The organism is Streptomyces uncialis (assembly GCF_036250755.1).
Classification (GTDB): Bacteria; Actinomycetota; Actinomycetes; order Streptomycetales; family Streptomycetaceae; genus Streptomyces; species Streptomyces uncialis.
In genome coordinates this window covers 4,687,337-4,708,353 of record NZ_CP109583.1, presented here as the reverse complement: position 1 = coordinate 4,708,353, position 21,017 = coordinate 4,687,337, and the positions used below count along the sequence as shown (strand labels likewise).

Annotated in this window: 17 protein-coding genes; 7 read left to right on the top strand and 10 right to left on the bottom strand. The window is 73.2% G+C overall.

Going from position 1 to position 21,017, the window contains the following annotated elements:
* Positions 1-180 precede the first annotated feature (180 nt).
* From OG711_RS19530 to OG711_RS19520, 3 genes are all read left to right on the top strand, one after another.
* Positions 181-468 carry a lactococcin 972 family bacteriocin gene (locus tag OG711_RS19530; RefSeq protein ID WP_073782854.1) on the top strand — a complete coding sequence of 96 codons (288 nt, stop codon included), beginning with the start codon at positions 181-183 and terminating at the stop codon, positions 466-468.
* 120 nt (positions 469-588) lie between these two features.
* Positions 589-2,763, top strand: coding sequence for a hypothetical protein (locus tag OG711_RS19525; RefSeq protein WP_266509808.1), 2,175 nt, complete (start codon positions 589-591; stop codon positions 2,761-2,763).
* Positions 2,760-3,398, top strand: a complete 639-nt coding sequence (locus OG711_RS19520) for an ABC transporter ATP-binding protein (RefSeq protein ID WP_073782858.1) — start codon at positions 2,760-2,762, stop codon at positions 3,396-3,398. The genes OG711_RS19525 and OG711_RS19520 overlap by 4 nt, the downstream gene beginning before the upstream one ends.
* A 38-nt stretch (positions 3,399-3,436) precedes the next feature.
* On the opposite strand, the gene OG711_RS19515 is transcribed toward OG711_RS19520, so the two are convergent.
* Both OG711_RS19515 and aspS read right to left on the bottom strand, forming a co-directional pair.
* Positions 3,437-4,024: a Uma2 family endonuclease gene (locus OG711_RS19515; RefSeq protein ID WP_329563916.1), complete on the bottom strand. Its 588-nt coding sequence runs from the start codon at positions 4,022-4,024 to the stop codon at positions 3,437-3,439.
* A gap of 389 nt (positions 4,025-4,413) precedes the next feature.
* Entirely contained in the window at positions 4,414-6,177 is a 1,764-nt protein-coding gene (aspS, locus tag OG711_RS19510) for an aspartate--tRNA ligase (protein WP_073782862.1), read from the bottom strand.
* Positions 6,178-6,344: 167 nt separating this feature from the next.
* On the opposite strand from aspS, the gene OG711_RS19505 reads away from it, so the two are divergent.
* Positions 6,345-8,582 carry an ATP-binding SpoIIE family protein phosphatase gene (locus OG711_RS19505; RefSeq protein ID WP_329559919.1) on the top strand — a complete coding sequence of 746 codons (2,238 nt, stop codon included), beginning with the start codon at positions 6,345-6,347 and terminating at the stop codon, positions 8,580-8,582.
* Here the strand turns inward: OG711_RS19505 and OG711_RS19500 are convergent.
* The 7 genes from OG711_RS19500 to OG711_RS19470 form a co-directional block, all read right to left on the bottom strand.
* Positions 8,510-9,598: an AI-2E family transporter gene (locus tag OG711_RS19500; protein WP_329559918.1), complete on the bottom strand. Its 1,089-nt coding sequence runs from the start codon at positions 9,596-9,598 to the stop codon at positions 8,510-8,512. The genes OG711_RS19505 and OG711_RS19500 overlap by 73 nt on opposite strands.
* A gap of 86 nt (positions 9,599-9,684) precedes the next feature.
* Positions 9,685-10,032, bottom strand: coding sequence for an SCO4225 family membrane protein (locus tag OG711_RS19495; RefSeq protein WP_329559917.1), 348 nt, complete (start codon positions 10,030-10,032; stop codon positions 9,685-9,687).
* A 139-nt stretch (positions 10,033-10,171) separates the two neighbouring features.
* A complete protein-coding gene (locus OG711_RS19490) occupies positions 10,172-11,119 on the bottom strand; it encodes a hypothetical protein (protein WP_073782870.1) in 948 nt (315 codons plus the stop codon).
* Positions 11,116-12,780, bottom strand: coding sequence for a protein phosphatase 2C domain-containing protein (locus tag OG711_RS19485; protein ID WP_329559916.1), 1,665 nt, complete (start codon positions 12,778-12,780; stop codon positions 11,116-11,118). The genes OG711_RS19490 and OG711_RS19485 overlap by 4 nt, the downstream gene beginning before the upstream one ends.
* 11 nt (positions 12,781-12,791) lie before the next feature.
* Positions 12,792-13,457: a vWA domain-containing protein gene (locus tag OG711_RS19480; RefSeq protein ID WP_073782874.1), complete on the bottom strand. Its 666-nt coding sequence runs from the start codon at positions 13,455-13,457 to the stop codon at positions 12,792-12,794.
* Between the two features lie 99 nt (positions 13,458-13,556).
* On the bottom strand, positions 13,557-14,042 hold the full coding sequence (locus OG711_RS19475; protein WP_099281709.1) for a hypothetical protein: 486 nt from the start codon (positions 14,040-14,042) through the stop codon (positions 13,557-13,559).
* Entirely contained in the window at positions 14,039-15,463 is a 1,425-nt protein-coding gene (locus tag OG711_RS19470; protein ID WP_329559915.1) for a methyl-accepting chemotaxis protein, read from the bottom strand. The genes OG711_RS19475 and OG711_RS19470 overlap by 4 nt, the downstream gene beginning before the upstream one ends.
* Before the next feature lie 195 nt (positions 15,464-15,658).
* On the opposite strand from OG711_RS19470, the gene OG711_RS19465 reads away from it, so the two are divergent.
* Both OG711_RS19465 and OG711_RS19460 read left to right on the top strand, forming a co-directional pair.
* Positions 15,659-16,558 (top strand): tellurium resistance protein TerA, encoded by a 900-nt coding sequence (locus OG711_RS19465; protein ID WP_329559914.1) that lies wholly within the window; start codon positions 15,659-15,661, stop codon positions 16,556-16,558.
* Positions 16,559-16,709: 151 nt separating this feature from the next.
* The gene (locus OG711_RS19460) at positions 16,710-19,544 is read left to right on the top strand and encodes a hypothetical protein (protein WP_329559913.1); all 2,835 of its coding nucleotides are present in this window, start codon (positions 16,710-16,712) and stop codon (positions 19,542-19,544) included.
* 103 nt (positions 19,545-19,647) lie between these two features.
* Here the strand turns inward: OG711_RS19460 and OG711_RS19455 are convergent, their stop codons facing one another.
* Positions 19,648-20,148, bottom strand: a complete 501-nt coding sequence (locus OG711_RS19455) for a hypothetical protein (RefSeq protein ID WP_329559912.1) — start codon at positions 20,146-20,148, stop codon at positions 19,648-19,650.
* Between the two features lie 182 nt (positions 20,149-20,330).
* Here OG711_RS19455 and OG711_RS19450 point away from each other — a divergent pair, with 182 nt between their 5' ends.
* Complete coding sequence (locus OG711_RS19450; protein WP_266509785.1) at positions 20,331-20,924, top strand: TetR/AcrR family transcriptional regulator; 594 nt, start codon at positions 20,331-20,333, stop codon at positions 20,922-20,924.
* The last annotated feature ends 93 nt before the right edge of the window (positions 20,925-21,017 follow it).

Here is a 21,017-nt window from a genome sequence, read left to right as displayed (position 1 = left end):
GCGCCCCGATCCGTACCAGCCCCGCCGTCACTCCCCGCGTACGAACGGGTGCGGAGAGGGGGCGAAACCATCCGAAGGTGGGCGTCCCGGAGGCTGACCCGTTAGCGGGTGTCGGGCGGTCGTCGGCCGTTCCTATGGTGAGCGGGCTCCGAAGACATCGGGGTTCTGGGAGGGATCACCATGACCAAGAAGTTCGCCAGGCTCGGCGTGGTCGCGGTCGCCGCGATCATCGCCGGCGCGACACCCGCGCTCGCCGCCGTCACCTACCCGGGGGGCGGTGAGTGGCACCACGGGAAGACCGGCTCCCTCGTCTACTCGGACTACTACCACTCCACCGCGTGCCACGGCGCGACCTCCATCGGCGCCTGGACGGAGCGCAGCCCCGACACCTCGGCCGGGAACTGGGCGTGGACCGACGTCCCCAGGGCGTTCACCTCTGTCGACGAGGCGTACTGGCGCAAGTGCTGACCCGCTGGCCGGTGCGGGTCCGGCCGCGGCACTGAATCCTTCCGGCCGGTGGGGAGCGGCAGCCCTCCACCGGCCTCTGTGCCCCGATTCGCCACTTCGACGAGGGAACAGACGGGTCAGATGGTTCACCGAGGAATCAAGTTCGTGCATGCCGCCGTGCTGGCCGTCGCGGCGGTGCTGGCCTTTCTCGTCGTCTCCGAACTCGACGAGCGGACGGTGCTGGGCCACCGGGCCATGCTGTCCGTCGACCGGGCGGACGGCTCCACGAGCGGGGCGGGCGTGGTCCGGGCGCTGACGGAGTTCGCGGACCGGCACGACACGGTGATCGCGCGGTCGCTGCCCGACCTGGAGGACTCGGAAGGGCGCCGCCATCTGTACCTCGCGGTGGGGGACCGGGACTCGGCCGCCGCGTCCTGGCAGCGGGACGGCTACCCGGACTTCGGGCAGCGGGTCGACACCGAGGTCCACCCGATGACCGCCCTCGGCAACCGTGATCCCCGGGGTGTCTACTACCTCATCGGACCCGGTTCCGAGGCGGCGGCAGTCGCGGAGTTCGGCGCCCTCGGACTGTCGGTGACCGTCGCCCACCCCCTGGCACCGTCCGAGCTGTGGTCCGTGTACACGGACGGCCCGCTCACCGATGTCTTCCTGACCACGGCCCTCGCCCTGGTCACGCTCACCGGCGCGGGCGTGCTGCTGAGCGCGCGGAGCTACGGAGTCCTCCGGCTCCACGGGCTGTCCCTGACCGGGGCGTTCCTCCGTGACCTGCGGCAACTGCGCCGATCCTGGCTGATCTCCGCGGGCCTGCTGACCGTACTGGTGGCGGTGGCGCTCGGGTTCCTCAACGGCTGGGCCCGGACGGGTCTCTACGCGGCGGTCGCCGTGGGCATCGCGGCGGTACTGGGCCTGACCGTGCTCGCGGCCCACGCCGCCGCGCTCGCGCTGGTCTTCCGGACCGCTCTGCCGGGGTCGCTCAAGGGGGAGGTGCCCGTCCGGGCCGTCACCCTGACCGCCTACGCGGTGCGTATTCCCGCGCTGCTGCTCGTCGTCGGGCTCGTCGGGTCGGTCGTCACCGCGGGAGGGGATCTCCTGGAGCGCCGCGAGGTGTGGAAGGCGTACGCGCGGACGGGGGACGCGACCGGTGTCCGGATCACCGGGAGCGTGTCCTTCGACGACCTGCCCGGGATGGAACGGGCGATGGGCCGCAGGCTTCACCAGGCCGACCGGGAGGGGAAGGTCGTCATGGCCGGACGGCTCCCGCTGGGGAATCTGGCCGGCGCGGATGTGCCGGGTGAACTGCTCGTCGTGAACGAGGCGTTCCTGGCCGAACAGCCCCTCCACGCCCCGGACGGCCACCGCCACCAGCCGGACACCCACAAGGACGCGACGGACGGGAAGTCCGGCGAGTCGGGCGGCGGCAAGGTCAGGCTGCTCGTCCCCGAGGCACTGGGCGGGTCGCTGCCCCGGCTGCTGGAGCGGACGCCCTCGATCCTGCGGCCCGCCGACCCCGGACGCGTCCCCCGGAGCGACATCGAGACCCGTCTCCTGCGCGACGGGCAGCGGGTCTTCACCTACACCCCCGGGGACCGGGCCCGGGACGGGAGCGGCGAGGACCGCTCCTTCGTACGCGATCCGGTCGTCCTCGTCGTCCCGGCCGCGTCCGGCCATCTCACCGAGGTCAACTACTACGCCTTCGCCACCCGCAACCAGCTGTTCTTTCCCGACCCGGCGGACATCCACGACATCTTGCGGGAGGACGAGTCGATGCGTACGTACATCGCGGCGCTCCTCCCGGTGAAGCAGAAGGCGGCCGTCGCGACGGCCGAGGCGGCCCGGACGTTCCGGCTCCAGCTGTTCGAACTGCTGGCGGGGACGGCCGTGCTGCTCATCACCGCCGTGGGGGTGTGCGCGGTGCACACCAGGTCCCACGCGCGGACGGTCCTCGTCCGGCACCTCGTCGGATGGCCGTTCCCGGCGACCCACCGGACCCTGCTGGCGGTGGAGGCGGCCGTCCTGCTGCTTCTCGCCGGGTGGCTCCCGGCGCGGATCGCCTGGGAGAACCAGGAGCTCAGCGGATACACGGCCAGGGGCATCCCGCCCCCGCGTCCGCTCGCGGAGATCACCGGGACGGACGTGGTGACGACGGCCGGCCTCGCCGTCACCTCGCTCGGTGTCCTGTTCTGCGCGCTCGTCCTCTTCCACCGGCGCATCGTCCGGGAGGGCATCGGGGCGTCCCGTGTCCCGGTCCTCCCCCGCCCCCTCCGCAAGCCGTCAGGAGCCAGGAGCCGCACGTGATCGGTATCGAGAAGCTGTCCAAGTCCTATGGCGCGCGCACCCTGTGGTCGGGCGTCGACCTCACCGTCCACGGCGGACGGATGCTCGCCCTCACCGGCCCGAGCGGCTCCGGCAAGTCGACATTGCTCAACTGTCTCGGACTGCTCGACACGGCCACGTCCGGGACGGTCCGGCACGAGGGCCAGGACATCACCCGCTTCGGGCCGCGCCGGGCCCGGCTCTTCCGCCGCGATGTCCTCGGCTATCTCTTCCAGGACTACGCCCTGATCGAGACCGCGACCGTCGCGGCCAATCTGGAGGTCGTCGCCGGGCCGGGCCGGCGGGCGCGGGCGGCGGCGCGGGCGGCCGTCCCCGAGGCACTGGAGCGGGTGGGGCTGGCCGGGCGCGCCGGGGAGCGGGTCGCCAGGCTCAGCGGGGGCGAGCAGCAGCGTGTGGCGCTGGCGCGGCTCATGGTCAAACGGCCGTCACTGGTACTCGCCGACGAACCCACCGGAGCCCTCGACCAGGAGAACACCACGACGGTCGTGAAGATCCTCCGCGAACTGGCCGACGAGGGCCGCGCGGTCGTCGTCGCCACTCACGACGACCACGTACGCGACGCGTGCGACACGGTGTTCCGCCTGGGCCCCCGCTGAACGGGACCCGGCTCCGGGGCCGGGTGGCGGACGTGCGGTCAGTGGACCCAGGACTTCAGCGGCTCGGTGTCCAGATCGAAGCCGACCGGGTCGGGGAGGGGGACCGTCTTGCCGAAGGGAACGGTGAGCATTGACTCGTAGCGCACGCCGTCCGGCAGGGAGTGGACCTTCACCTCGTGTGTCCCCCGGTCGATCAGCAGATAGACCGGGATACCGCTCTCGGCGTACGCGCGCGGCTTGTCGACGCGATCCCGACTCGTCGTGTCCGAGTCGGTGGAGGTGACCTCCACGACCATGAGGACGCCCTCCGGGCTCGCCCACTCGCCTTGTTCGACGAAGTGGTCGATGGGCGCGAGCAGCCCGTCGGGGCGCGCGTTGCCCTTCCGGTAGGTCTCGACGCGGATCCCCTGCTCCCCGAAGAGCCACATCCCAGGCAGAGCCTGCACACAGAACTGGGTCAGCCAGACGATGATCCGCCCGTGCACACCATCCGGCACTGCCTTCTCCCCGATCCTCCCGTTGATGAACTCCAAGCGCAGGGATTCGTCCACGCGGTTGCCCAGGTGCGCGAGTTCCTCGAACTGCTCCTGGCTCAGGACGCTCGGACGCTCCTCGGTGACACCCACGATGGTCTCCTCCTGGATCGGTGGTGATTCCCAGGGTAAGGGCCTGGGAGTCGCCCGGGCCGGATTCGTTGCGAGCTTCGCCATGGGCGGGAGCCTAGGGAAGCGGCACGGAGTGTGACGTACCGTCCAGGGAATCGTCACACCATGTGATGAAGTGCGGGTGGGGATCTTGTCGCGGGGGACGGGGTGTGAACCTCTGGGGGCCGGTGGGAGTGGGGAGGTCGGGGGACGCCGGAGGGCCCGTGACCGACCCCGGGGAACTCCGGGTGGATCACGGGCCCTCCGGTCGTCGGCGGTTCCTCGCCCCGCTGACTTCTACTTCTGGCGATGTCAAAAAAACCTGACATCGCCAGAAGTAGAAGTCAGCGCACGGGCCCGCCGGGGGCGGACTACTTCGGCTGGGGCTTGCGGATCGTGACGTGCAGCTCGCGCAGCCGCGTCTCGTCCAGCTCGGTCGGCGCGCCCATCATCAGGTCCTGGGCGTTGCCGTTCAGGGGGAAGGCGATGGTCTCGCGGATGTTGGGCTCGTCGGCGAGCAGCATGACGATCCGGTCGACGCCCGGGGCGATCCCGCCGTGCGGCGGGGCGCCGAAGCGGAACGCGCGGAGCATGCCCGCGAACTCCTGCTCCACGGTCTCGTTGTCGTAGCCCGCGATCTCGAACGCCTTCAGCATGACCTCGGGCTCGTGGTTGCGGATCGCGCCGGAGGACAGCTCCACGCCGTTGCACACGATGTCGTACTGCCAGGCCAGGATGTCGAGGGGGTCCTTCTCCTCCAGGTCCTTCATCCCGCCCTGCGGCATGGAGAACGGGTTGTGGGAGAAGTCGATCCGCCCGGTCTCCTCGTCCTTCTCGTACATCGGGAAGTCCACGATCCAGCAGAACCGGAACACGCCCTCCTCGAAGTGCCCGGCGCGCTTCGCGGCCTCGACGCGGACCGCGCCCATGATCTTCGAGACCTCGTCGTACTCGCCCGCGCCGAAGAACACGGCGTGCCCGGCGGCCAGCGACAGGCGCTTGGTCAGCTCGGCGACGTCGTCCTCGGTGAGGAACTTCGCGATCGGACCGGTCAGCGAACCGTCCTCGGCGACCCGGACCCAGGCCAGGCCCTTCGCGCCCTGCTCGACGGCGTACTCACCGAGCTGGTCGAAGAACTTGCGGGGCTGCCCCGACACGTCCGGCACCGGCAGCGCGCGTACGTGCTTGCCCGCGAACGCCTTGAAGCCGCTGTCCGCGAAGACGTCCGTGAGGTCGACCAGTTCGAGCTTGGCCCGCAGGTCGGGCTTGTCGGAGCCGTACTTCGCCATCGACTCGCGGAACGGGATGCGCGGGAACGGCGAGGTGACGGGACGGCCGCCGCCGAACTCCTCGAACAGCTCCGTCATCAGCTTCTCGATCGGACGGAACACGTCCTCCTGCTCGACGAAGGACATCTCCACGTCGAGCTGGTAGAACTCGCCCGGCGAACGGTCCGCGCGGGCGTCCTCGTCCCGGAAGCACGGGGCGATCTGGAAGTAGCGGTCGAAGCCGGAGATCATCAGCAGCTGCTTGAACTGCTGCGGCGCCTGGGGCAGCGCGTAGAAGCGGCCCGGGTGCAGCCGGGACGGGACCACGAAGTCACGGGCGCCCTCGGGGGAGGTCGCGGTGAGGATCGGGGTCGCCATCTCGTTGAAGCCGAGGGCCACCATCTTGTGCCGGATCGCGGAGATCACGGCGGTGCGCAGCATGATGTTGCGGTGCATGCGCTCGCGGCGCAGGTCCAGGAAGCGGTACTCCAGCCGCCGCTCCTCGTTGACCCCGTCCTCGGCGTTGATCGTGAACGGGATCTGCTGGGCCGCGCCCAGCACCTCGACCGTTCCCGCCTCGATCTCGATCTCACCGGTCGGCAGCTCGGAGTTGACGTTGTCGGCGCCCCGGGAGACGACCTTGCCGTCGATCCGGACGACGGTCTCCTTGGTCAGCTTGTCCAGCGCCTCGGCCGCGGCGGTGCCGGGGCGGGCGACGAGCTGGGTGATGCCGTAGTGGTCGCGCAGATCGATGAAGAGGATGCCGCCCAGGTCTCGACGATTGTGCAGCCAGCCGCTCAGCCGGACGTCGGCGCCGACGTCAGAGGCGCGGAGCTCGCCGCAGGTGTGGGACCTGTACCGATGCATCGTGGTTCATCCAGTCTTAACGCTGTGGTGGTCGGGGCCCACCAAGGTTACCGCCCGCCCCAAGATCCCCGCCCCGAGAATCCTTGCGGGGGACGGCACCCGCTCGGGGAGACCGGCCGGGACGACCTGGGAACGCATGTCCGGTCCGATATTCCTACAGTGGGGCAATGCGCACAGAAGACCCCCGACCGCCGTCCCGGGCGGATGCCACGGGAACCCCCACCCCCCTGCCCCCGCCGGGGGACGTCCTCACCGCGCTCCGCACCGGGACCTGGCACTGGGACACCGCCGCCGGACTCGTCACCGTCGACGCCGAGGCCGCCCGCCTCCTCGGCCTCCCGGAGGAACCCGCCGCGCTCACGGAGGCCGGTGTCCGCGCCCGCTTCCACCCGGTCGACTGGAACGAGATCGACGGCATCGTGAGCCTCGCCGCCGCGGAGGACACCCTGGCCGAGGCCCGGCTGCGGATCATGGACGAGCGGGGCCGGGTGGTCCGTACGGTCCGCAGCCGCTCCAAGCCGACCTTCGACCGCGCCAGCGGCACGTACGAGATGCTCGGCACCCTCCAGGAGATCGGCGAGCAGCCCCCTGGCTCCGCCGCCCGTTCCCCCGTCACCGGTGACTGGCGCCGCTCCCGGGAGGCGTTCCTGCTCGACGCGGGGCGCGCCCTCGCGGAGGCCCGTTCCACCGCGGAGGTGCTGCGGGTCGCGGCGCGGCTGTCGATGCCGGGCTTCAGCCCGGACGGCCTCGCCGTCTTCGGCGTCGAGGGCGACCATCTCACCGTCATCGGCCACCACGGGCACTCCCCCGGCGCGGAGGGCCCCTTCACGGCGATGCCGCTGGACACCGGGTACCCGGCGGCGGAGGTCGTCCGCACGGGCCGCGCGGTGTATCTGTCGGCACCGGCCGACTACCGGCGGCACTACCCGGCGTCCTGGGCGCTCGCGGAGCCGTTCGGACGCCAGTCGTGGGCGTTCCTCCCGCTGATCGTCGCGGGCCGCACGATCGGCGCGTGGATGGCGGCGTTCACCTACCGGGTGACGTTCACCCCGGACGAGCGGTCCGTGCTGACGACCGTCGCCCGGATGCTGGCGCAGGCCCTGTCCCGCGCGGGCACCGCGGAGACCGAGCGGGCGCTGACCGACGGCCTCCAGCGGTCCATGCTGCCCACGCTCGGCCCGCGGATACCGGGGCTGAGCGTGGCCGCCCGCTACGTCCCCACCGGCGGCGGGCTCCAGGTCGGCGGCGACTGGTACGACATGATCCCGCTGCCGTCCGGCCGGATCGCCCTGGTCATCGGTGACGTCCAGGGCCATGACGTGCGGGCCGCCGGACTGATGGGCCAGCTGCGGATCGCGCTGCGCGCCTACGCGGCGGAGGGCCACCGCCCGGACGCGGTGCTGTCCCGGGCGAGCCGTTTCCTGGCCGGGGTCACCGACTCCGTCCCGTACGGCGGAGGGGACCCGGGCGCACCGGGGGAGGCGGGCGGACCGGGGGAGGCGGCCGAGACCCGCTTCGCGACCTGCCTCTATATGGAGGTCGACCCGGCCACCGGGGAGCTGGAGATCGCCCGGGCGGGCCATCCGGACCCGGCGATACGGATGGCGGACGGCACGGTCCTGGTGCGCGCGACGGCCGGCGGACTGCCGCTCGGGATCGACCCGGACACCGACTACCCGACCACCCGGGCCGTGCTCGAACCGGGCGAGACCCTGCTGATCTGCACCGACGGACTCATCGAGACCGGCGGCCACGACCTGGACACCGGCTGGGCCCGTATCCGCACCACCCTGGAGGAGCACACCGGCGACAGCCTGGAGGAGCTCGCGGACTCCCTCGTCCAGGCGGTGCACGGCCCGCCCTCCCACCACACCACCGGCCCGCTGGCCGACCGCCGCGAGGACGACATCGCGGTCCTGCTGCTGCGCCGCGGTGAGCGCCCCGAACCGGCGACCCCGGCCCGGCGCACCCTGCTCACGGTCGCCCAGGCCGAGCCGCAGCGGGTCGCGGTGGGCCGCCAGCAGATCCGGGAGCTGATGCACGACTGGGCCGACCGGGAGCAGGTCGACTCGGCGGTCCTGATGGTCTCCGAGACGGTCACCAACGTCCTCGTCCACACGGACGGCGACGCCCTGATGACGGCGGTCATGACCGGGGAGCCGACCCGGCGCGTGCTGCGGGTGGAGGTCACCGACTCCAGCGACGACCTGCCGCACAAGCGGCGGCCGGGCGAGATGGCGTCCTCGGGCCGCGGGCTGGTGCTGCTGGAACTCCTCGCGGACGCGTGGGGCGTCGACCTCCGGGGCGAGGGCAAGAGCATCTGGTTCGAGCTCTACGAGGGTGACGGTGACCCGGGCGGCGACGGCCCCGGGGACGGTGACCCGGTCCCGTCCGGGGCGGCGTAGCGGGCGCGGATCTCCGACACCACGCCGAACGCGGCGGCCGTCAGCGGGACGGCGAGCAGCATGCCGAGGATTCCCGCGACGGACGCCCCCGCCGTGATCGCCAGCAGCACGATCGCCGGGTGCATCTGGACGGTGCGGCTCTGGATCACCGGCTGGAGGATCTGTCCTTCCAGCACCTGCACGGCGAGGACGATGCCCAGCGCCCACAGCGCGATCACGAAGCCCCGGTCCGCGAGGGCGACGAGCACGGCCACCGCGCCGGAGATGAACGCCCCGAGGTAGGGGATGTACGCGCCGACGAGCACCAGCGCGCCCAGTCCGATCGCGCCCGGCACCTGGAGGATCAGCAGTCCGACGGTGATGCACACGGCGTCGATGAACGCGATCACGGTCGTACCGCGCATGAAGCCCTCGACGGCCCGGAACGCGCGCCGGGCCATCGCCTCCAGGGTCTCGCCGGTGCCGCGCGGGGCGAGGGAGTGCAGGGCGCGCAGGGCGCGGCCGGAGTCACGGAGGAAGAAGAAGATCAGCAGCAGGGCCAGTACGGCGGTCGCGAGCATCGTGCCGACGACGCTGATCCCGCTGATCACCCCGGACGCGGCGGTGCCGCCGAACTTGCCGAGGAGGTCCTTCGCGTTGGCCGCGAGATCCTCGACGGAGGTGCCCGCGGCGCCGAAGTGCTTGGTGAGGGACTCGCCCGCCTGCCGCAGGGATGCCAGGATCTGGTCACCGGTGTCGATGAGCGCGGCGACCACGATGTAGAGCGCGCCGCCGACGACCGCGAGGACGGCGACGCAGGTCAGCCCCGCGGCGAGGGAGGTGTTCACCCGGGCCTTGACGAGCCGCCGGTACAGCGGGCGGAGCAGCGCGGTGCCCAGCAGGGCCAGGAGCACCGGGGTGACCACGGTCTTGAAGACGACGCACAGCCAGATGGCGACGGCGGCGACGCCCGCAGTCAGCAGGATCGCCGCGCACCAGGCCGCGGTGCGGCGGACCGGGTCGGGGAGGGTGTGCACGGGTTCAGCGGATCAGGTGGGCCGCCCGGCTGCGCGGTGGGCGGGCCGTTCGGGGGAGCGGTGCCTGCCGCCGGTGACGGCGCGGGTCATGCCGGGTCCGGGGCCCGGCGGGGGGAGAACTTGCGGGCGAACAGGCCGAGGAGGGTGGCGTTGGCGAGACCGGCGAGGGCCGCTCCCGCGGTGAACAGCGGGGTGCTCAGCCAGCCCAGGGACGAGTCCGCCGCCGGTGTGACCAGCAGGGCGACGATGCCGAGGGGGGCCGTGGTCATCATCGGCCAGATCCCGGCGAAGCCCGCGTCCGACGAGACGTACACGGCGTACAGGAAGACACCCAGCGAGACGGCGACCGCCGCGAGGTACGCGCGGGAGGCCCAGTTGTCGAAGGCGGGGGCGAGGATGGCGCGCAGGCGGGTCGAGCGGGAGGTGTTCGGCATCGCGGTGCCCTTCGGGTCGGTCGTGGTCGGTCGGTGCTGACTCCACGATGTCCCGCGCGGCGCGTTCCGGGATGAGTACGGGTACTCATCCCCGTACAGGGAGAAAGGGAACGGCCCGGTGAGGGGTACGGCGTCCCGGCTAGCGGAGTCTGATGGTGTGGCGCCGGCGCAGGTCGTCGAACTTCGCGCGGTCGACGGGCGGGCGGGGCGCGGGCGCCGCCGCGGTGAGCCGGATGACGTCGCGGCCCGCGAGGGCGACCCGCCACTGACCGAGGTCCGGCCGGGTGCCGTACGGGCCGCCCGCCCGTTCCAGCAGCGTGCGCACCGCGGCCTCCCGCCGCTCGTCGAGGCACCCCGGCACCGGGACGAACGGCGCGCCGGGCGCCGCGTACGCGTCGCACGCGAGGACCCGGCAGACCGCGAGCGCCGACTTGTACCGGTCGCTGTCGACACTGACCGACCCGCCGCGGGCCAGCGGATCGGCCCAGTCGATGGTGTCGGCCTGGGCGAGCACCGGCGGGCGCCCGACGAGCCGCGCCCCGTCGCAGTCCAGCAGGAACACCGCGGGCTCGGGCCGTACCGTCCACAGGATGTTGGCCGCCGACAGGTCGCCCACCACGAGGCCCATCGTGTGCAGCCGTTCCAGCGCGTCGACCAGGGCGACCGCCAGGGCGTACCGCTCGGCGGGCGAGGGCTGGACGACCGCCTGCCACGCGGGTTTCGGCGGTCGCAGCAGGAACGCCAGCTCGGTCAGCTTCGTCGCCCCGGCGTCCGTGCGCCAGCTCATCGGGCCGGGGGCCCGGCGCATCAGGAACCCGGTCACCCGGCCGTCCTGGCCGACGACCCGGCACAGCGGCCAGGCGGCCGTCCCGTCCAGTGCCGCGCGCGGCCCTTCGGGCAGCGCCCGCCGCACCGCGACCAGCGCGGCCAGCGCGTCCCCGTCGACCTGCCGGGGGTCGCGGTACTTCTTGTACAGCAGGTCGGGCCATGAGGTGAGGGCGAACACCTCGCCCTGTCCGCCGTCCCCGATCCGGTCCCCCGGGACCAGCGAGCCGAGGGGCACGTCCGTGCCGTCGTCCACGCTCATACGGTGTCCCTCCGGCCCGCGGGGTCCTCCCACAGGCACACGGCGGTGCGGTCGTCGTCGTACGACTTGACCCGGTACTGGAACTGCCACAGGAAGTCCACCGGGCCGGGCACCTCGCCCTGCCCCCAGGCGGCGGCGAGGAAGTCCCGCATGCCCGCGTCCCCGGCGAGCGGGGTGGACAGCCCGTCGGTGGACAGCACGAACACGTCCCCGGGGGCCGCCGGACCGTGGATGCCCGACCGGGCGAGCCGTGAGCCGGGCAGCGCGGCGGTCCCCGTGTCGATGACACCCGACCCGGCCTGTTCCTCGCCGAACACATCGGTGTCCCACACCCCGTCACGCAGCAGCGCGGCGCCGCCGTCCCCGACCGTGAACCACGCCCGCTCGCGCAGCTCCGGGTCCAGCGGGACCAGCAGCCCGCGCAGGGTGGTGGCGTGCTCCGCGGGGCGTCCGCCGCGCTGGGTCACCCGCTGGGTCAGCCCCTCGGCGGCGCTTCCGACCGCGGAGTTCACCAGCGCGCCCAGGGCCGGACGGTCACCGGCGCGCAGTGCCGCGATCACCTCGTCGGCGTACGGGTCGAGGAACAGCGCGATCCGGCGGCACACGTCCTGCGAGCCGACGTGCGACCGGGCGGCGGAACCCACCCCGTCGGCGACGGCGAGCAGCAGCAGCCCGTTCTCCTCACCGGGCCCCCCGAGGCGGGCCACGCACAACGAGTCCTGCCGGGGCCCGCTCTCGTAACGGTGCGAGTCCCCGCGCACCGACGCGGCCCGTACGGTCAGCCCCGGGTACGTGGCGCCGTCCACGACGATGTCCGGCAGCACCGCCGCGTCGAGGTCGTCCCGCACGGACGGCAGCCGCCCGGGGTGCGGCGCGTAGAGCGGCGGCTTCGGCCCGCTGTGCCGCGGCGCGCCCAGGGTGGGCACGGTGGTGGCCGTGCGGTCCGGTCCGGCACCGCCGTCGCGGTCGCCCGCCGGGCCGGGAACGGGTCCGGGAGCGGGTCCGGTCTCCGGCGCCGCCGTACCGGCCTGGGGCGCCTCGGGCCACTCGACTCCGGCGGGCACCCCGGACCCGGACTCCGGCCCGGTCCGCCGCCCCGGGACGCCCGGGACGCCCGGGGGTTCGGGGTACGGCGCCCGCTCCGGGGACCGGCCCGGGTACGGGGCCTGTTCCGGGTACCCCTCCCCGTACCGCTCCTGGTACGGGCCCTGCCGCTCCGGGTACTCCGGCAGCCGGTACGGCTCGGGCCGCTGATACCCCTCGGGGAGCCGGTCCCGCTCCGGCCGCCGCTGGTCCTGCTCGGGCCGCTGCTGGTCCTGTTCAGGCCGCCGGTCCCGCTCCGGCCGCTGGTACCGCTCGTACGAGTCCCGCTCGTAAGGGTCGCGCTCATAGGGGACCTGGCCGCGTGGGACCTGGCCGCGCGGGTCCTGAGGGTGCGGGTCCTGGTGACGCGGGTCCTGGTCGCGTGCGTCCTGACGGCGCGGGTCCTGTTGCTGCGGGTACGGGTACGGGTCCGGCTGCTCGGCGGGCGTCGGGCCGATCCCGGGCGGCAGGCTCGCCCAGGTCTCGTCGAGGGAGGACGGCGCCGGGTCGCCGCCGTCCGCGTCCGTGTTCCCCTGCGGGGGGACGGGCTGTTCGTACCTCTCGGACCGCTTCTTCATGTCCGTCCGCCTCAGAGCTTGTCGAGGGAGACGGTGGTGAACCCGGGCACGGTCTCGTCCACGGCCAGGTTGAACCCGCCGCTGCCGTCCGCCGGGATGCTGCTCGCCGAGCGCACGATGGAACGGGTGAGGCTGGCCGCGAACTCCCGCAGGGCCTGGGCCGCCGACACGGTCCGGTCCTGCTGCATGAACGCCCGGAAGTTGGCGACATGACCGATCGTCGCCCGGTCCGCCTCCCCGATGCCGAACGCGATGATGTTGGGCCGGTACCGGGCGTCGATCAGCTCCTTGTGGGCCTGCTGCCAGTCGTCGTCCGTGGGTCCGCCGTCGGACAGGAAGAACACGACCGGCCGGTAGACGTCGTGGCCCTCGGCCTTGAGCGCGGCCACATCGCTCTCGATGCAGCCGAGCAGCGTGCGGAACGCCTCCCCGTACGCGGTGAGCCCGCCGGCGGCGAGGCCCGGCAGGGTGTCGATGTCGCTCAGGTCCACGAGCGGCTGGAGCACCTTCGCGTCGCTGGAGAAACCGATCAGACAGAAGCGGGTCTTGTCCGCGACGGTCGGGTTGGTGCTGATCTCGCGATGCAGCTCCGGCAGCGCGCTGTTGATGCTGTCGAGGGGGTCCCCGTTCATGGACCCCGACTCGTCGCACACCAGGTAGAAGGGAAGGATCTGCACGGTCTCGTACCTCCGAGCGGTGTTCGTCAGGGAGTGCGTCAGCGGATGAGGCGGTCGGCACGGGTGGGTCGGTACGGGTGGGTCGGTACGGCGGGGATGTCAGTAGGTGTAGAAGTAGATCTCCAGGTCGGCGGAGCCGCCGGAGGACCTGCCCTTCCAGAAGTCCCGGGTGGTCGCGCCCTTGAACATGGCCGGACGGGCCTTCGTCAGCAGTGAGTTGACCTCGCTCGCGTACGCCCCGCCGCGCCCCGGGTCCGAGTGGTGCCCGAAGGTGAGGACGAACGCGGCCTGCTTGTCCTTGTGCCGGGCGGTGACCGACCGCAGCTGGCGCACGATACGGTCCCGGGCACCCGGAGCGGCCGCGATCGACACCTTCACCGGCTTGCGGTTCACCGCGCGGGGTCCGGTGGGCTTCGGCTTCGGCTCCTTGGTCCCGGTGGTGCCCGGACGGCCGCCCTCGGCCGCCTTCACCGGGTCGCCCTGGTCCCCCATCGCGACCAGCGCGAGCACGAGCAGCAGATCCGCGAAGAGCCACCCCGCGAGATGCAGGGGGCTGAAGCGCCGCGTTCGGGTACGGGGCGTCACTGGACGTCGGCCGCCCGGTCGGGGCTTCCGGGGCTTCCGGTGTCGCCGGGACTCCCCTTGTCGCCGGGGCCTGCGGGACGTTCCGACCCGCCGGAGCCTCCGGTCCCTTCGGGGTGGTCCGACGCCCGCCGCCGCGACGGCACCCGGCCGTCCGGGTCCAGGGTCCACCAGTCCGGTGCCCGGTCCTCGGGCTCGTGCCCGCGATCGTGCCCGTTCCCGTACGCGGCCAGGGCCGCCGGCCGGTCCGCGCCGCCCGTACGGGCCCCGAAGGCCGCTCCGTCCCTGGCCAGCGCGTCGACCAGATCGGCGAACCGGTCCGCGCTCTCCCGCAGCGCGCGGGTCTGCTCGGACAGCCGCACGGCCGCCTCCTGGGAACCGGCGACGGCCTTCGCGGTCTGCTCGGTGACCTCGGTCAGCCGGTCCAGGATCCGCGCCGACACATCCGTGGCGACCTCCGTCGCCGTGGTGAACGACCGCTGCGCCGCGCCCAGGGTGTGCACCGAGTCCTCGACCCGCTCCCCGGCCCGGTCCAGCACGTCCCGCACCTCGCCGTTCACCGCCGTCACCCCGTCCAGCGCCTTGCCGACCTCGCCGCCGCCCCGGGTCACGGCCGTCTCGATGCGCCGCGCCGCGCTCTCCAGCGGCTGGACCGCCGCGTCCACCCCGGCGAGCCGCCGCTCCGCGGACTCCACGGAGCTCCCGACCGACGCGGCGGCGGCGGTGAGCCGCTCCTGGGTCTGTGACGCCTGCACCACCAGTTGCCCCAGCGAGACCGCGGCCTTGCTCAGCTCCCCGGTGAACCGCGCGGGGGACGTCAACCTCTTGTCGTTCAGCAGGAGTTGGGCCCGGGTGAGGACGGGGACGAGCCGGGCCAGCAGCTCGGCGGCGGACCGGTCCGCCCCGGCCTCCCGCCGGTCCTCGTGGGCGCGCCGGAAGCCGTGGACGAGCGTCAGCGCGAACAGCAGGACGATCGCCCAGCTCGCGTACACCGCGACGTCCCCGAAGGTGGACCAGCCGGTGAGCCGTCCCTCGAACCCCGTCTGCCAGAGCTGGAGGAACGGCCGGGCGGCGGCCTTCGGCTCCTCGCCGATCAGCGCCTCGTACGCGCTGGTCGCCTCGCTCAGCGCGTACCACGTCAGCAGCAGCGGGAGGAAGACCAGCGCGCCGATCCCCGCTTCCAGCCACCCCCAGAACGCGCGGTCGGGCGGCGCGGTGCGCAGGGCGTGGACGCTCTCGGGGCGCGCGTACGCGTCGAGCAGGTCGAGTTCGGTCCATGGCTCCACGTCGCCGCCGCCGATGCCCTGGAGCGCGTCGGCGAGTGCGGTGAGTTCGTCCCGCCGGGACGCGAGCCCCGGTTCGGCGGCGAGATTCCTGAGCTGTCCCGCGACAGCGGCACGGTCGGCCAGTGCCCCAACGGGCATGCGTACCCCTAGGAGAGAACACAGGGCGCGGCGGACCGCCGTCCCGCCCTTCCGGCTCAGGAGCCCCCGTCCGGCCCTGCCGCGCCGGATGTCCCCTCACCCCCGTGCGCGGGCCGCCGATACTAGCGCACAAGGCGACGGACAGGGCATATGATCCCGGATTCCAGGGCGAGTTGGGGAAGCCGAGGGGGACTCATGGCTGAACACGACGGACAGGGGACGGGCGACCGCCCCCGTGGGGTGATCCGGCTGCGCCCCCCGGACCCGTCCGCCCCGCCCCCGGACCCGTCCGCCCCGGCCCCGGGCCCGGCCAAGCCCCCGCCTCCGACCCCGACGGTGACCGCGACCCCGCCGCCCGCCCCGCCCCCGGTACGCACACCTCCCGCCCCGCCGTCGGTACGGACACCCGCCCCCGTCCGGTCCCGGCCCGACGTGACCCGCCCGGTGATCGCGACCCGGACCCGCCCCCGTACCCCCGGACCCGGTGCGCGAGGGGTGCCGGAAGCCGCGCCGCCGCCCCCGCCCGTCCTCTCCTCCGCCAGCCCGCAGGCCCGGATCACCGGCCGGGGAATCCTCCAGGCCAACCTCAACTGGGCGTCCGGCGTGGACGCCGACCTGGACCTCGGCTGCCTGGTCGCGTTCCCCGACGGCGGCGGGCTCGCGGTGCAGGCCCTCGGCGAGGCGTACGGGTCGCTCGACGAGTGGCCGTACGTGGCCCTCGACCAGGACGACCGCACCGGCGCCTCGGCCGACGGCGAGACCCTGCGGGTCAATCTCGCGCACACCGCCCGCTTCGAGCGCCTGCTGTTCTACGTGTACGTCTACGAGGGCGCCGTCGACTTCCGCCGCCTCGGCGCCACGGTCACCGTGACCGCGCCCGGCGAGGCGGGCTGCCGCATCCCGCTGGACGACTCCCCGGCCGGGGCGGTCGCGTGCGCCGTCGCCCTGGTCCGTCCGGCGGTCGGCGGGCTCTCCGTACGCCGGGAGGCCCGCTGGTTCCGGCCGGTGGACGGGCTGTGGATACATCAGCAGCTGGACCAGGCGTACGGCTTCGGGTTCGAGTGGACCTACGCCACGAAGCCGTCCCGGGGCTGACGGAACGGACCACCGGGGCCGGTCACCGGGGCCGGGCGGGCCCGCCGGTCGGACGGATCGCCGGGGCCGGACGGGCGGACCGGCCGGCGCACGGGAACCGCGCTCCGGCCCCGGGCGTCCGGACGGTCCGGGGCCACCACGAGGGGGACGGATGACGCAGGGCACGACGACGCCGGTCGCGGGGGCCGCGGGGACGGCGGACGTGTGGGCCGAGCCCGCCGACCGGACGCGGTACGAGCAGGCGGTACGTGACGGGCTGGCCGAACCCCGGATCGCCCGGCGGCTGGGCACCCGGCCGGCCGTGACCGCAGAGAACGTCGAGGACGCCATGCTCGGCGAGGCGCACACCGCGCAGGTGCGGCGGCTGTGCGAGGAGTCGTACACGGAGTACCGCGCGGCACGGGACCGGCATGTGCGCAACGCCCGCGCGCTGCGGGACGAGCCGGTCGAGTGGGATGTGCGGTCGGTCGTCGCCCTCGGCTGCTTCACGCTGTGGGTGGCGCATGTCGTCGTGGTCGCCACGCTGGTCTACGACTTCTCGATCCTGCGGCGGCTGGCCGCGTTCGCGTTCTCCATGCTGGTCGCCCTGGTCGTGCTGACACCTCCCATGCTCTGGGTGCTCCGGCGGCCCCGGTCGGCGGCCAACCTGGAGCGCCAGGCCATCGCCCTGTGGCAGCTGACCTCCCGCCCCTGGCTCGCCTTCCGCTCCACCCGGCTGCGCCGCCGGTGGCTGGACGACCTGCGGCAGAACGCGGTGCGGCCCGTGCTGCCCCAGGTGATCGACGCGCTGCTCGGGGACGATCCGTACTCGGTGCTGATGCCCGACAACTACAAGGGGTTGCGGGCCGCCCAGGACCGCGCATACGTGGTGCCCGGCAACGCCGCCGCCGTCCTCGAACGCAAGCTCTCCATGCTGGACGGCGGCACGGTCGCGCTGTCCGGTCCGCGCGGCGTCGGCAAGACGACCCTGCTGGAGAACGCGCCGGGGCCCGACGACTTCGCGGTCGCCACCCACGTCCCCGCCGCCTACACCCCGCACGACTTCCTGCTGTTCGTCTTCACCCGGGTCTGCGAGCGCTACATCGAACGGGAGGGGCACCCCGTACCGGAGTTCACCCGGCTCTCGGGCTTCGTACGGACGGCCCGGCGCCTGCGGTCCCGGCTGCGCCGCGCCACCCGGTCCCTGTTCTTCGCGCTCCCGGCCGCCGCGCTTGTCGTCCTCGGGTTGTACGCCGCCGCCCGGTCGCTGTGGGGGCGGCACCGGGAGAAGGCCGGTTCCTGGACGGAGACCGCCGCCGAATGGGCCGGTGACCTGGCGGTGGAGGTGTGGCGGGGGCAGAACCTCGGCATGGGGCTGCTGGTCACCGCCGTGGGGCTGGTGCTGTGGGGCTCACGCGGGTCGGCCGGCTGGCGGCGGTTCCTGCGGACGCTGCCGCGGTACGTCCTCGTCGGCGTCGCGGGCGTGCTGCTGTTCGGCGTCCCGGTGTCCCTCTTCTACGACGCGGACCTGCGGCACCACTTCGATGCGCTGATGGGGCGCGACAGCTTCGTGGTGACTCAACTCGTCCTGTTCTGCGGGGCGGTGGCGGTCTGGGCGGGCGGCTGGACGCTGGACGACCTCAAGGTGCTCGGCCGCAAGCTCCCGCCGCACTACCTCACCACCCCGCTGGCGCTCGTGGTCGGCGCCCTGTTCGGATGGCGCCTGGTCCGGGACGGGAACGCCTCCGCGCTGCTCACCGACGACGACAACCCGACCCGGCTGCTCTGTCTCGTCCTCGGCGCGCTGTTCCTGCGGCTGGGGGCGTGGCGGGTACGGCCCGCCGAACCGCCGCTCGTCACCGAGTGCCGGGACCAGCTGTACCGGCTGCGCACCGTGCAGACCACGACCGCCGCGGTCGCGCCCGGCGCGACGCAGGTCGCGAGCCTGCTCACCACCCACACCTCGTCGCTGTCGACCGTGCCGCCCAACTTCCCCGAACTCGTCTCGGACTTCCGTGAACTGCTGGCCGACATCGCGGCGCAGGTCCACCGCGCGGGGCACCGCACGGTGATCTCCATCGACGAGCTGGACCGCCTCGGCACCGACGCGCAGGCGCTCGCGTTCCTCGGGGAGGTCAAGGCGATCCTGGGCGTGCCGCATGTGTACTTCCTGCTGTCGGTCGCGGAGGACGTGGGCGCGGCGTTCGTCCGGCGCGGGCTGCCCTACCGGGACGCGACGGACAGTTCGCTGGACGACATCGTCCATGTGCAGCCCTGCACCCTCGCGGAGTCGCGCGCCATCATGGACCGCCGCGCCCCCGGGCTCACCCCGCCCGACTCCGCCGAGGTGTCCCCGTACGTGCTTCTCGCGCACGCGCTGTCCGGGGGCGTGGCGCGGGACCTGATCCGCTACGGGCGCCGGATCATCGAGGTACGCCAGAGGGGCGGCAGCGTCGAACTCTCCGATATCTCCCGCAGGTTGATCCTGGAGGAACTGTCCGACACGCTCGCGGGGTTCCGTACGCTGCTCGGCAAGCACCCGTGGACCGCGCAGAGCGCGGCGGTCCTCGGCCGCTACCGTGCGCTGACCGGTCAGCTCCGCTACCGCTGCGGGTGCCGCGCGGACGCGGTGACGACCGCGCTCCAGGCGTTCGCCTCCCAGCCCGGCCTGCCCTACCACCCGGACGAACCGGCCGCCGAGAGCACGCAGGGGTTGCTGCACGAGGCGTCCACGTACGCGTACTACGGGCTCACGCTGCTCCAGGTCTTCAGCCCCGAGGACTTCGAGGACCGCCGAGGACGCGCCTTCGCGCGCAGCGCCACGTACGGTGATCCGCACTTCCTCGCGGAGATCCGGCTGGAGCTGGCGCTGTCGTCGTACAGCGTGCGCCCGCTGGTGGATCTCGCGCGGCACGCGTGGGCGCTGCCGGTGATGGAGGACTGGCCCCCGGCGGCGGCGATCCCCGCGCCACGGGGTGAGCCGTGCGCGCTGCATCCGCAGGACTGAGGGGGTGGCTCGGGGTTCACCGGGTGTTCCCGGTGCCCGGCGGAGGCCGATGGTGCGCCCCCGGTGGTTCCGAAGGCCGTCCCGTCCTGTTCGCGGTGCGGGGTTACGGGCTCGCGCCGCTCCAGGTCGGTTCGCCGGGACGCCCGGGTGCGCGGACGCGGGCTTCGGCGTCGCGGAGCACCCCGGGGGTCAATCGCCGGTGGACGGCGGACAGCGGCGGCCATATCGCGCGGCCCGGGAAACGGCGGTAGCGCAGGAAAGTACCGAGCGACACCTGGTCATGGGACGAGCGGACGACCAGTTCGCAGGCGAGGAACCAGGACGTGGCCTCCAACCGCACCCAGTCCGGCCCGCGTTCGGCCACACGCCAGCCGGCCACGGTGTCCGGTGACCGTCCCCGGCCGAGCCGCAGCCCCAGCAGGGCCCGCCAGATGAACCATCCGGCGGGGGTGACGACATCCCCGAACATGGCGCGGGCCCACCGCTCCGGTGTGGCGGCGGTGTCCGTTCTCAGGGTGAAGTGATCGGCGTAGTCGAGGGCCGGCAGTGCGCTGAGGTCGCGGATGGGTCCGGGGACGCGGTGGACTCCCACCACGCCCGTCACGCCGCCTGTCGGCGCATCGTCATCGTCATCGGAGGGCTCCGGGGCCGCGGTTCGCCGATTCCTGCCGAGGAGAGGCACGGCTGTCCCCCATCTATTTGTACGGTACCGTATAGAACTACGCTAGCCCAGATATACGCCTCCGTATAGTCCGCTGGGCCGGGGCGAGTGAGAGGGGGACACCGGTGCGCGCACCACGGACGCCGCGGGAGAGATGGATCGAGGAGGGCCTGCGGGCGCTGGCCGAGGCCGGTCCCGACGCCGTCCGCGTCGAGGCGCTCGCCAAGCGGATCGGCGTCACGAAGGGCGGCTTCTACGGATACTTCACCGACCGGGACGCGCTGCTGGTGGCCATGCTCGACACCTGGGAGCGGGAGAGCACCGACGAGGTCGTCGACCGTGTCGAACGGGAGGGCGGTGACGCGAAGTCCAAGGCCCATCGCGCGGGCACGCTCACCTTCTCCGGTGACCGGCTGCTGCCCATCGATCTCGCGGTCCGGGCGTGGGCCCGGCGGGACGAAGCCGTCGCGGAGCGGTTGCGGCGGGTCGACAACCGCCGGATGGATCTGGTGCGTGAGGTGATCGGCTCCTTCTGCGCCGATCCGATGGAGGTGGAGGCGCGCAGTCTGCTCGCCTTCTGCGCGGCGATCGGGGGCCACTTCCTGGCGGCGGACCACGGGGCGTTCACCCGGGAGCAGGTGTTCCACCGTGCCGCGGATCTGCTTCTCGACCGGTCCCCCGGGGAGGGGGACGATCCGTCTCCGCCCGGGAGCGGCTGAGTCGCCTTCGCTTGCGCCTTTGAGGTCTGTCCGGCGGGACGCACTTCCCAGGTCTGTCCGGCTGGGCGTACTTCGTTCCTGTGCCGTCGCTCG